This window comes from Aestuariibaculum sp. M13 (assembly GCF_024723255.1).
Lineage (GTDB): Bacteria > Bacteroidota > Bacteroidia > Flavobacteriales > Flavobacteriaceae > Aestuariibaculum > Aestuariibaculum lutulentum.
In genome coordinates, this window is record NZ_JANIAC010000002.1 from 453,612 (window position 1) to 465,856 (window position 12,245).

At 34.6% G+C, this 12,245-nt stretch carries 11 protein-coding genes and 1 tRNA gene; 9 read left to right on the forward strand and 3 right to left on the reverse strand.

Annotated features, from left to right (window positions below; genetic code table 11):
- Positions 1–61 precede the first annotated feature (61 nt).
- The 6 genes from tpx to ribB all read left to right on the forward strand — a co-directional run bounded on the left by tpx (position 62) and on the right by ribB (position 7,274).
- Entirely contained in the window at positions 62–562 is a 501-nt protein-coding gene (tpx, locus tag NO995_RS09080; RefSeq protein ID WP_258227223.1) for a thiol peroxidase, read from the forward strand.
- A gap of 18 nt (positions 563–580) precedes the next feature.
- A complete protein-coding gene (locus NO995_RS09085; protein ID WP_240574320.1) occupies positions 581–949 on the forward strand; it encodes a diacylglycerol kinase in 369 nt (122 codons plus the stop codon).
- A gap of 64 nt (positions 950–1,013) precedes the next feature.
- Entirely contained in the window at positions 1,014–3,458 is a 2,445-nt protein-coding gene (locus tag NO995_RS09090) for a DNA translocase FtsK (protein WP_258227224.1), read from the forward strand.
- 13 nt (positions 3,459–3,471) lie between these two features.
- Positions 3,472–4,107, forward strand: a complete 636-nt coding sequence (locus NO995_RS09095) for an outer membrane lipoprotein carrier protein LolA (protein ID WP_258227599.1) — start codon at positions 3,472–3,474, stop codon at positions 4,105–4,107.
- A gap of 11 nt (positions 4,108–4,118) precedes the next feature.
- Entirely contained in the window at positions 4,119–6,086 is a 1,968-nt protein-coding gene (locus NO995_RS09100) for an LptF/LptG family permease (RefSeq protein WP_258227225.1), read from the forward strand.
- A gap of 30 nt (positions 6,087–6,116) precedes the next feature.
- Complete coding sequence (ribB, locus tag NO995_RS09105) at positions 6,117–7,274, forward strand: 3,4-dihydroxy-2-butanone-4-phosphate synthase (RefSeq protein ID WP_258227600.1); 1,158 nt, start codon at positions 6,117–6,119, stop codon at positions 7,272–7,274.
- Here ribB and NO995_RS09110 read toward each other — a convergent pair.
- The 3 genes from NO995_RS09110 to NO995_RS09120 all read right to left on the reverse strand — a co-directional run bounded on the left by NO995_RS09110 (position 7,271) and on the right by NO995_RS09120 (position 10,300).
- Positions 7,271–8,236: a hypothetical protein gene (locus NO995_RS09110; RefSeq protein ID WP_258227226.1), complete on the reverse strand. Its 966-nt coding sequence runs from the start codon at positions 8,234–8,236 to the stop codon at positions 7,271–7,273. The genes ribB and NO995_RS09110 overlap by 4 nt on opposite strands.
- A gap of 120 nt (positions 8,237–8,356) precedes the next feature.
- On the reverse strand, positions 8,357–9,556 hold the full coding sequence (locus NO995_RS09115; protein WP_258227227.1) for a DegT/DnrJ/EryC1/StrS aminotransferase family protein: 1,200 nt from the start codon (positions 9,554–9,556) through the stop codon (positions 8,357–8,359).
- A gap of 114 nt (positions 9,557–9,670) precedes the next feature.
- Positions 9,671–10,300, reverse strand: coding sequence for an NAD(P)H-dependent oxidoreductase (locus tag NO995_RS09120; protein ID WP_258227228.1), 630 nt, complete (start codon positions 10,298–10,300; stop codon positions 9,671–9,673).
- A 193-nt stretch (positions 10,301–10,493) separates the two neighbouring features.
- On the opposite strand from NO995_RS09120, the gene NO995_RS09125 reads away from it, so the two are divergent.
- The 3 genes from NO995_RS09125 (at position 10,494) to NO995_RS09135 (ending at position 11,992) form a co-directional block, all read left to right on the forward strand.
- Positions 10,494–10,578: transfer RNA gene (locus NO995_RS09125), tRNA-Ser, on the forward strand.
- A gap of 306 nt (positions 10,579–10,884) precedes the next feature.
- On the forward strand, positions 10,885–11,367 hold the full coding sequence (locus tag NO995_RS09130) for a hypothetical protein (RefSeq protein WP_258227229.1): 483 nt from the start codon (positions 10,885–10,887) through the stop codon (positions 11,365–11,367).
- Positions 11,368–11,524: 157 nt separating this feature from the next.
- Complete coding sequence (locus NO995_RS09135; RefSeq protein ID WP_258227230.1) at positions 11,525–11,992, forward strand: type II secretion system protein GspG; 468 nt, start codon at positions 11,525–11,527, stop codon at positions 11,990–11,992.
- The last annotated feature ends 253 nt before the right edge of the window (positions 11,993–12,245 follow it).

Consider the following 12,245-nt stretch of genomic DNA (forward strand, 5'->3'; position numbering starts at 1 on the left):
CCGGTTTACTTTGATATTCTTATTTAATTACTACTTTTAAAAAAAATTAAAACAGGAAAAAATGGCAACAGTAACATTAAAAGGAAATGCAATACACACTTCTGGAGAACTTCCAAAAATTGGCACAAAAGCTCCGGATTTTAAATTAACAAATACAGATTTAGCTACCGTTAGCTTAAGTGATTTTGCAGGAAGTAAAGTCGTTTTAAATATATTTCCAAGTATAGATACAGGAACCTGTGCTGCTTCAGTTAGAGCCTTTAATAAAGAAGCAAGCGAATTAGAAAACACTAAAGTACTTTGTATTTCTCATGATTTACCTTTTGCTATGGCACGATTTTGTGGAGCTGAAGGCTTAGATAATGTTGTAAATTTATCGGATTATAAAGACGGAAGTTTTGGTAAAGCTTATGGTCTAGATTTTACCGATGGCCCTTTAGAAACCTTACATTCTAGATGTGTTGTTGTTCTTGACGAAACAGGAACTGTGCTTTACAACGAACAAGTATCAGAAATTGTTGACGAGCCAAATTACAAAGCTGCTTTAGAAGCTTTGGTTTAATATATACCTTCAATTTAAGTGACAAAAAAAGAATCCTTCTTTACAAACCGTTTAAAAAGTGTAGGCTATGCTTTTAAAGGTGCAATTTTACTTTTACAACGAGAAGCCAGCATAAAAATTCAATTTGTAATCGCTTTAAGTGTTTGTGCAGCAGGATTCTTTTTCAATATATCTGCTACCGAATGGATTTTGCAACTTTTTGCTATTGGTTTGGTTATGAGTATTGAAGGTATTAACACCGCCATTGAAGAAATTGCAAATTTTGTTCACCCCGAGCATCATGCTAAAATAGGCTATATTAAAGATATAGCAGCAGGAGCCGTTTTTATAGCCTCTGTTTTCGCCTCTATTATTGGATTAATCATATATCTTCCGAAGATTTTTTAAAATAATATATCGTTAGGATAAACGTTAGTAATTTGTATTTTTGTTTTAACCTAAACGTGCATGAATGGCGAAGAAAAAAACCAACTCAAAAACATCTACTAAAAAAAAATTAAAACTACCTAGCTTTCAATTATCAAGCCAACAAAAACTGGTTTTCGGAAGTTTTCTGGTTATTTTCGGTATCGTACTTTGCATTGCATTTGTGTCTTTTCTTTTCACAGGTGAAGCAGACCAAAGCACGCTTTCTGACTTTGCTTCAAGGGAAGTAAAACCAAAAAACTGGCTAAGTAAAACCGGAGCCTGGTTAAGCGATTTATTCATTCAGCGCGGTTTTGGTATTTCATCATTTATTTTCTCTGGCCTTTGTTGCTTATCGGGCGTTTATATTTTAACCGACAGTAACAAAACGAAATTAAGAAAGCACTGGTTCTGGGGAATTTTAATCATCATCTGGCTATCAGTATTCTTTGGATTTTTCGGGTCTAAAATAGATATTCTTGGAGGTACTGTTGGTTTTGAAATTAACACATATTTACAGGACTATATTGGTAAAATAGGTGTGTCGCTTTTATTGTTATTCGGAGTGATTACTTATTTAGCTATTCGTTTCAGATTAACTTTTGAAAGCTTTGCGAATCTTTTCCATTCTGCTAAAAAAGACATTAAGGATGAATTTGCAATGGCAAATGATGAGCTTATCGTTCCTGTAGACAATAATCTAACAGAAGAAGCCGAAGCTTTTAAGTCGGCATTCGATATTAAAGAAAAAGAAACAATCGACACGTCATTCGATGACGATTTAAACGATGATATTCTTGGTGATAACATGACGTTAAACACCATTGATACTGAAGAGAAAGAAGTTTCAACCAACACGGCTCTTGAGGTTAACATTGCTGAAGAAGAAACTGAAGAGGAAGATTTATCTATAGAAGTTGAAAAGGTTGCCGAAGAACAATCTGAAACCGATAACCTTTCTGATAAACTAGTTGCCGATTTTGGATTATTCGACCCAACCCTTGAACTGGCAAAATACCAGTTCCCTACTCTCGATTTACTAAGAAAATACGATTCTGAAGGCATAACCATTAACCAGGAGGAATTAGAAGAAAATAAAAACCGAATTGTAGATACACTTAAAAACTACAACATTGGTATTGCAAATATTAAAGCAACTATTGGTCCGACGGTAACCCTTTATGAAATTGTTCCTGAAGCAGGTATTCGTATTTCGAAAATTAAAAACTTGGAAGACGATATTGCCTTATCGCTTTCGGCATTAGGTATTCGTATTATCGCGCCTATCCCAGGGAAAGGAACTATTGGTATCGAGGTTCCTAATAAAAATTCAACCATCGTTTCCATGCGTTCAGTGATTGCTTCGAAGAAATTCCAGAGTTCCGATATGCAATTACCAATAGCATTAGGAAAAACCATCAGTAACGAAACCTTTGTAGTCGATTTGGCTAAAATGCCTCACTTACTTATGGCGGGTGCTACGGGACAAGGTAAATCGGTTGGATTAAATGCCGTATTAACCTCTTTACTATATAAAAAACACCCTGCCGAAGTTAAATTCGTTTTAGTTGACCCTAAGAAAGTAGAACTTACGCTATTCAATAAAATTGAGCGTCACTATCTGGCAAAATTACCTGACAGCGAAGATGCTATTATTACAGACAATACAAAAGTGATTAACACACTTAACTCTTTATGTATTGAAATGGATAACCGATACGAGTTGCTTAAATCGGCGATGTGTCGAAATATAGCCGAATACAACGCCAAGTTTAAAGAACGTAAACTTAATCCTAACGAAGGGCATCAGTTTTTACCATACATCGTTTTAGTTGTCGACGAGTTCGCCGATCTTATTATGACGGCTGGTAAAGAAGTTGAAACGCCTATTGCTCGTTTAGCCCAGTTAGCCCGTGCCATTGGGATTCACCTGATTATTGCAACGCAACGGCCGTCGGTGAATGTTATCACGGGTATTATTAAAGCTAACTTCCCCGCACGTATCGCATTTAGAGTAACTTCTAAAATTGACTCGAGAACCATTTTAGATGGTGCCGGAGCCGATCAGTTAATTGGTCGTGGTGATATGCTTTACACCCAAGGAAACGACTTAATTCGTGTACAATGTGCCTTTGTTGATACCCCTGAAGTAGAAAACATAACAGACTTTATTGGCTCGCAAAAAGCTTACCCTGAAGCATATATGCTACCGGAGTTTGTAGGCGAAGAAAGTGGCACAAGTCTTGATATAGATATCTCAGATCGCGATAGTTTATTTAAAGATGCAGCCATTGTTATTGTAACCGCTCAACAAGGATCTGCATCCCTATTACAACGAAAATTAAAATTAGGTTATAACAGAGCCGGTAGGTTAATTGATCAATTGGAAGCCGCAGGTATTGTTGGTCCTTTTGAAGGTAGTAAAGCCAGACAGGTTTTAATACCAGATTTAACCGCTTTAGATAACCACTTAGAAAATGAAATACAATAATTTAAAAATGAAAATGAAGAAGATTATCACTGTTTTACTGTTAACATTATCAGTTACGGCATTTGCTCAAAACAAAGCTAAAACCCTTTTAAATGAAGTTTCAGCTAAAGTTAAGAGTTATAGTAACATTTCTATTGACTTTAAATATGTTTTAGAAAACACAGCCGAAAACATTAAACAACAAACCAAAGGTGATGTGGTGATGGAAGGTGAAAAATACCGTCTAAACATTCTTGGTGTAACACGTCTTTTCGATGGTAAAAAATTATACAGCATCAGTTTAGAAGATGAAGAAGTTACTGTAACTTCAGATAGTGATAGTGAAGAAGATTCAGTAACCCCAAGTAAAATGTTATCGTTTTACGAAGATGGTTACACTTATGCTACGGATATTGAGCAAAACATCAATGGCAGAAAAATTCAGTATGTAAAATTAACACCTATCGATTCTAACTCCGAAATAAAAAGTATTTTGTTAGGTATCGATAAGCAAACCAAACACATTTATAACTTAATTCAGGTTGGTAAAAACGGCACCAAAACAACGCTTACTGTTAATTCTTTTAAAACAAACGAGCCTTTATCGAAAAGCTTATTTACCTTTGACGCCAACAAATACAAAGATTTTTACATCAACAATCTAGATTAAGCCACCTACACTTGAAAATACTAGACCGATATATCCTTACGTCTTACCTCAAGACTTTTTTGAGCGTGTTTATTATACTCATGCTCATTTTTGTATTACAAACCATCTGGTTATACATTAAAGAACTTGCAGGGAAAGATCTTGACATAGAAGTAATTTTTAAATTTCTGTTTTATTTCACACCTAAGCTAATTCCATTAGTTTTACCATTAACCATTCTTCTGGCCTCTATTATGGTTTTTGGAAGTTTTGCAGAAAACTACGAGTTTGCTGCCATGAAATCGACTGGAATTTCATTACAACGTGCCATGTCGGGACTAAGTGTTTTTATAGTAATCTTAGGGGTTACAACGTTTTTCTTTTCTAATAACGTTATTCCCTGGGCGGAGCTAAAGTCTTATAACCTGCGTAAAAATATAGCGAAGTTAAAACCAGCTATGGTTTTAGCTGAAGGACAATTCAATCCTGTTGGCACTTACAATATAAAGTTTGACAAGAAACATGGCGATCGCGGACAGTATTTAGACAGTGTTACCATTCATATTAAAGGTAATGATGGTCGTAAAAATGCTACGGTTATTCGCTCTAAAACTGGTGAATTAGCCAGTAGAGAAGATTCAAATGTTATCAAACTTATTTTAAAAGATGGTAATTATTACAGCGATATTTACTCGAAAGATCCGAAAGAACGAAACAAAAAGCCATTCGCAAAAAGTTCTTTCGAAACGTACACCATAAATATAGACATCTCGCAAATGAACGAGGTTGATATGGACGACGAATCACAAACCGATAAGCACAGCATGCTGGATGTGATTGATTTAAACAAGGCTATAGATTCGCTTGAAATTAAACGTAAGGAAGACCACGAAACGTTTTCAAAAAGTATTTTCCAACGAACCAGTATCATGGCTAATAACCACAGAATATCTAAAGTTAAAGAGCGTGATTCTGTAAACTTAGGCCCCTTATTAGATAGTCTGGAATTAAAACGACAAATAGAATTAGTTGATATGGCTCAAAAAACAATGGGAAGCGCCAATCAGCTCCTCATTTCCAGAGAAACTCCAATTAAAGCTACCAATTCCATCATCAACAGACATTATATTTCTCTGCATGAAAAATTCGCTTTAGGTTTTGCTTGTATCGTTCTGTTCTTTGTTGGGGCACCATTAGGAGCTTTAATACGTAAAGGAGGAATTGGTTTGCCAATGGTTATCGCTATTTTATTATTCCTAACCTATCACTTTATTGGAATTTTTGCTACAAACAGTGCTAAAAACGGAGGCTTCAACCCTATTCTTGCCAGCTGGTTTTCTACTCTGGTTATGTTACCTCTTGGTGTATTTTTAACCAAACGAGCCACAGCAGATAAAGGCCTATTTGAATTCGATCATTTAATTGAACCAATTAAGAAAGCTCTAAATATTAAAGAAAAAGAAACCGTAGACTACACGTTTATGCATTCGTATAAAAACGATAGAATTCTTGATGTTATAGCCAACTATGAAGCTTTGGGTCATGACGAGAACACACGATACGAAGCTTTAAAACTGCTTAATTTTCGGGGGTATTCAACACGATCTTTGCGTAGTCAAGGTCTGGAGATAGATGAAGCCTTTGATACTTCTGAAGATATTTATGCTGATTATAAAGACCACACCAAATTTGCAATTACACTATATACAACAGGAGCTATTTTACTTATCCTACACTTTGTCTTTGCAAATAATAAATTACCATCGGTTGCAACGGCTTCCATTCAGTTAAGTATTGTGTCGTTTACCATGTATATTATTTATTATTTCAAAACGATTATAAATATCAATCAGTTTTATAAACATATCAATAAACCAGAAAAAAAACCACATCTCATTTTAATCATTATTGGTTTACCTCTTTATTTTATTGGATATGTTTTTCTAAATTCTAAAATGAAGGAAGACCTAAAACAAAATTGTTTAAATTCCTTAAAATAGCAATATCTTTGCATCATGATACTTGAAGCCATGACACATAGCACAACAAATATAACAACGCCAAAATTTAAATTAGATCGCATACAAGACGCCATTGAAGATATAAGACATGGCAAAGTGATTATTGTTGTTGATGATGAAAACCGTGAAAATGAAGGTGATTTTTTAGCTGCTGCCGATAAAGTAACACCAGAAATGATCAACTTTATGGCAACTCATGGTCGTGGACTTATTTGTGCGCCCCTTACCGAAAAACGTTGTAAAGAGTTAGATTTACACATGATGGTAACCAACAATACCGATCATATGGAGACCGCTTTTACCGTATCTGTAGATTTACGTGGTAATGGAGTAACAACAGGGATTTCTGCAAGCGATAGAGCTAAAACCATAAAAGCCTTAATAGACCCTTCAACTAAACCATTTGAATTAGCAAGACCTGGACATATTTTCCCTTTAGTTGCTAAAGAAGGGGGAGTTTTAAGACGTACCGGACATACCGAAGCTGCCATTGATTTTGCGCGTCTGGCTGGCTTACAACCTGCTGGTGTTATCGTTGAAATTATGAATGAAGACGGTACCATGGCACGTTTACCACAACTAATGGAAGTGGCTAAAAAACTGGATTTAAAAATCGTTTCTATTGAAGATTTAGTGGCATACAGAATGCAACACGATTCTTTAATTGAGAAAAAAGAAGATTTTGAAATTGAAACCCGTTTTGGAAGTTTCAGATTAAGAGCTTACAAACAAACTACTAATAATCAAATACATTTAGCATTAACTAAAGGCATCTGGAATGAAGAAGATGCCGTACTTACCAGGATTAATTCAACGTTAATTAATAACGATATCTTAGGTACATTAACCAATAACGTTGATGAACAATTAGAGAATATGTTTAACGTAATTAATGATGAAGGTAAAGGTGCCATCATCTTTATCAATCAGGAAGTACAGTCTATGGATATTTTAAGCCGATTGAGTTTCTTAAAGGAAAACCAAAAACCTAATGCAGTATCTAAGGCACCAAGAATTAGTATGGATGCGAGAGACTTTGGTATTGGTGCCCAAATACTACACGACTTAGATATTCATAAAATGCGCTTAATCTCGAACAGTGCTCAAACTAAGCGCATAGGTATGGTTGGTTACGGTTTAGAAATTGTAGATTACGTAAACTACTAATCAGATACGTTAAATACTTTAAGTAAGTTTTTACTTTTTGAAGCAGGAACTTCCGATATTAAAACATAACGGCCGGGTCTTAAATCGGCCGTAAAATATCCATGTTTTCCGGCTAGCATTTCCTGGATGCCTCCCAAAAACTTAACCCCTTCCGGAACTGGTGTTATTAATCCTTTTGGATTGGCCCAATCCATCCAGCTTTCTAAAGCATCTAAATTTACGCTATCAGATATTTCAGCCAAATGTATATCGGTTTGTACAAAATTTTCGTGTAATTTTTGATCTTTAAACGTCACTTTAAATACCGTTTGTCCTTTTGGTAAACTATCTGCAATAACAATTCCTTCATCATTAGAAATTGCTATTTCAACATCCTCCTTTGGCTCAATATTTCCTGAATCCTCATCAATTACAATAAGTTCTTTTATCATGCCTATTGCGTTATGAAATTTACCATTAGGCATTTTTACATAACACTCCATCACATAATAGCCGGGTTCTAAATACAAGGTCGTAATACTCGTTTCTCCTCCTGCAATTAATCCGGAACCTCCTGTAAATACAATTTGAGGAAACCATTCCGGAAGTTTACCAAATTCGGCAAAGCCAGCCTCGGCATTGCCTTCATTTATTAAATCCATGCCTTTATCGAAAACAGGAATTATCTCCTTTTCACCATCTTCAACAGTTTTTCCTTGTGGGTATTTATCCAATAATATAAAATGCGTTTCATTGGCCCTATTCATGTATTTAAACGTATTCCATCCAGACAGAATCGTATCCGGACCTATAAACTCCATAGATAAGGTTTTAAAAACAATGGCGTCTTTATAAGTGTTATAGGGCTTTACCGGAACCTTTTCTTCAACAGTAATTTCTGTTTCCGATTTGGTTTTAGATTTACATCCTACATAAAGAAAAATGAATAATAAGAAAGAAAAATAAATAAAAAATCTCTTCATAATTGAAACTTTAATGTTTTATTGATTAATAGCTTAACCAAAGTTAAAATTTCAACTATGAAGAGTATAAAAGATATGTAACAAATGATAGAAGATATATAACACGAATATGTGTTACGCCTAATATTTTAAGGCCTCTTGAATAACCTGAACCATTTTAGAAGCTCTGGCTTTTACCTCCTCTTCAGTCCATGATAACTTGATTAAACTCGAAATATTTCGCCCGATAAAATGATCAGATTCTGTAAATTCTGCGTCTTTTAAATAGGCTAATCCTGCTTTTACTTCCTCCGAAATTGGATATAAAGATTTTAGTTCTTTTAAATGTTCCCACTTGCGAACATAATGCCAGTTGTTGTCGTAATAATGAAAACAAGCATCAACACCATTGGTTTTAAATCCTTCTGAAACTTTACGAGCCACTTCTAAATTTGGTAAAAAGAAATTTAAGAAGCCGTAGCTTTCCTCTCCACCTTCCGGAACAGTTCTAAAAGTAACTTCTGGAATTGCAGATAAAGCCTCTCGTAGAATGTTAAAGTTCCTTTTTTGAGTCTCTATAATCTCCGGTAAACGTTTCAACTGACCTAAACCAACGGCAGCATGTAATTCTGAAATTCTGAAATTATATCCTAAAAAAGGATGAGATTCTGCTCCCCTATCGTTGCCAACATGGTCATGCCCATGATCGCTGTAATGATCGGAATACAGGTAATATTTTTCATTATTGGTAATAACTGCTCCACCTTCGCCACAGGTAATGGTTTTTACAAAGTCGAATGAAAAACAACCTAAATCTCCAATGCTTCCTAAAGCTTTACCTTTGTAGGTTCCGCCAATAGCCTGACAAGCATCCTCAACTAATATCAAATTATGCTTATCGCAAACAGTCTGTAAAGCTTCTAAATCGCCCATACTTCCACACATATGGACAACCATAACGGCTTTAGTTTTTGAAGTAATAGCGGCTTCTACTGCTTTTGGATTTAAGGTTAAGGTATCGTCTATATCGACTAAAATCGGGGTTGCCCCCAGTATCATAACAGCTTCAAAACTGGCAACAAACGTAAAGGTTGGTAAAATAACCTCGTCTCCTGCACCTACTCCTGCGGCTGCTAAAGCAACTGAAATGGCTGCTGTTCCGCTTGAAACCAGCTGAACGTGATTCGCTTTAAACGTATTTTCTAATTCTTTTTCTAATTTTTTGGCTTTCCAGTGTCCGTTGCGCATACCGTCGAAACCATAGCGCATAAGCACACCATTATCTAAAACATCGTTTACTTCTTTACGTTCTAAATCTCCAAATAATTCAAATCCTGGCATATTTTTTTTGTTTTTGCGTTAGGGATTGAGGTTTTGTTGAAGCTCCTCGCAGAGAGCGACTACCGAAAGCCCGACCCCAAAGGTATTTTGGGGTAACGCCATTAATTGTATTTTTTATAATTCTATGATTGCTTCTTCAAGCGGTTTTCTAACCTTAGCGAAGTCTGAAAACATATCGTCGTCTGAACGGTATCCTACAGGAAGTAATAAAACCGATTTTAAGCCTTTTTCCTGAAGGCTTAAGATTTTATCGTATTCTGAAGCTTTAAAGCCTTCCATTGGGCAGGAATCGATATTTTCAACCGCACAAACAGTCATTAAGTTTCCTAATGCAATATATGCCTGATGTTTTGACCACTGCTGGCGTTCTTCGACAGACATTTTACCCATCATTTTAATGAGGTCTTCACGATAAGGTTTCAAAATATCTTCAGACGTTTTCCTAATATCCTTTATGTTTTCGTAATAGTTAACCACGTCGTGCTCTAAAACATTTTCCTGAATACAAATAACAAGAAGATGGGAAGCATCGGTAACCTGACGTTGATTGTACGCATGCGGCAATAACGACTGACGTAAACTCTCGGTTTCTACAATAAGTAGTTTTATGGTTTGTAATCCGAATGAGGTTGCTGTAAGATTAAAAGCTTGTTTTAAAGTATCCAGTTTGGCAGGCGATAATTTTTTATTTACATCAAACTTTTTAGTGGCATAGCGCCACTTGAGCTGTTTTATGATATCCATTTTTCAATATTATGTTACACAAAAGTAAGGTTTGCATTTTTATTTTACATCACTATTTTTAAAATTACTCATAATGAATGGATTAAAAATTATTTACAAAAAAGTCGAAAAAAAGCCGAAAAAACTTTGATAGAATTGAAAAAGGATTCTATATTTGCACCCGCAATCAGGGAATACCTGATGAGACACTCAAGGAGAAATGGCAGAGTGGTCGAATGCGGCGGTCTTGAAAACCGTTGAGGGTCACACCTCCGGGGGTTCGAATCCCTCTTTCTCCGCAACAAAAGCTCGTAACAGTAATGTTTACGGGCTTTTTTATTTTTGGTTGACAATATAGTTGACAGTTCTTTTTATTAAATTTCTTTAGCGATAGGACTTTTTCTTTAAAAGGTTTCACCTCCTATCAATCGTTTAGATAAAATTTAATTTTATCGCTTCAAGCTAAACTATTCCTATAAATTTATTTAATATTTTCTCCTTGATCATTCATCTGTAAGAATAATATTTATATTTATCATAATAAATATAATGTGGATAAACACAATAGTGTTTATCCAATTGTTAGCAACAATTTGAGAACTACAATGAGAAAACCAATATTTTTAGTTTTAATTTTAACAATTCTTTCTTGCCATAGTAAGAAATCTGAAAAACCTCAAAATGCGGAATTGAATACTGAAAAGGAAATTATCCAACCTGAAAAATTAGTTCTTAACGACACAGTTTTTTATTTAAGTGGAGATAATGACTTGGCTCTTATAAAACTAACTTTAATTCCAAATGGAACTTTTGATTTTTATATGAGCATTTATCCTGAACCAATGCAAGACGCGGAACCTGAATCTGACATAATAAACTCGAACGGAACTTGGAGCGTAAATGCGAAAACTGTATCGCTAAACTTTGCGGAACGAAAAAAAGACACACTGAATTTAAATGACCTTTTTGACTCAAACTTTAAAGAAGGAAATGAATTTAAAGTTATTAATAAAAATACGGTTGAGATAGACTATTCTTTAGACAAACTAAACATTTGGGGAATTAGTTGTCATAAATCGGAAAAATAAAAACTGGTGCTAACACCGTAAAAATTGCTATTTTGGTGTTAAACCGATGGAGGTTGCTTGTTTTGCTACTTCTGATTTTCCTACGGAAAATCCTCGCACACAAAACCGCAACTTTCCATATACAAACCGTTATAGCACATACCTCTAAATCAACTGAATGATTGAATTAATCTTATCTACTTTAGCTGAATTCGGACTTATCCATGAAGATTATAAACATCGTAAACGGATTAGTAAAAAAGAGAACGAAGACGGAATAAAAAGACCTTTTCAAAAATATTTTTTACCACCTAGCTCTATAGTGGTAATTTCTATTTTTGTAATTGGACTTTTAAGTGCATTCATATTTTTTATTTATCAGCATAAATCCATTTTTCCTGAAACAACGGAAAAAGAAATTGTGGAAATGACTGCAAGAATGGAAAAATGGAAAGAAAAATACGGGCAATATCCAACTAACTTAAAAGAACTGATTGGAAATGACCCAATGAGACAAGATTGGAATAAAGATTCCTGGAATAGACCTTATCATTATTTTGTGAACGAAAATGGAACAAAATTTTTAATTATTTCAGCGGGCTCAGACGGAAATTTCAAAACGGAAGATGACATTAAATCGAAATAAAATAAATTTAAAAATTATAAAACTTTACATCCTTAGTCTGATTTGTATTGTCTTTTTCTTTTTACTTGAAAATACCATTATCATATCTGAATTAATTGAAAAATCAAGCAAATTACGATATAATGGATTTGTTACATTTTTACTGGCTGGATTACTCAAATACGGATTGTTAATAATCGGAATAGGGCTTATCGTAATTTTAAGTTTTATTCTAATTAGAAAAAAATTATAAACTTACTACAACACTATATAA

Bases quoted from the DNA above. Each gene is read 5' to 3' on its own strand.
- tpx (WP_258227223.1), top strand. From the start codon at position 62: ATGGCAACAGTAACATTAAAAGGAAATGCAATACACACTTCTGGAGAA.
- NO995_RS09090 (WP_258227224.1), top strand. From the start codon at position 1,014: ATGGCGAAGAAAAAAACCAACTCAAAAACATCTACTAAAAAAAAATTA.
- NO995_RS09095 (WP_258227599.1), top strand. From the start codon at position 3,472: ATGAAGAAGATTATCACTGTTTTACTGTTAACATTATCAGTTACGGCA.
- ribB (WP_258227600.1), top strand. From the start codon at position 6,117: ATGACACATAGCACAACAAATATAACAACGCCAAAATTTAAATTAGAT.
- NO995_RS09110 (WP_258227226.1), bottom strand. From the start codon at position 8,236: ATGAAGAGATTTTTTATTTATTTTTCTTTCTTATTATTCATTTTTCTT.
- NO995_RS09115 (WP_258227227.1), bottom strand. From the start codon at position 9,556: ATGCCAGGATTTGAATTATTTGGAGATTTAGAACGTAAAGAAGTAAAC.
- NO995_RS09120 (WP_258227228.1), bottom strand. From the start codon at position 10,300: ATGGATATCATAAAACAGCTCAAGTGGCGCTATGCCACTAAAAAGTTT.
- NO995_RS09130 (WP_258227229.1), top strand. From the start codon at position 10,885: ATGAGAAAACCAATATTTTTAGTTTTAATTTTAACAATTCTTTCTTGC.
- NO995_RS09135 (WP_258227230.1), top strand. From the start codon at position 11,525: ATGATTGAATTAATCTTATCTACTTTAGCTGAATTCGGACTTATCCAT.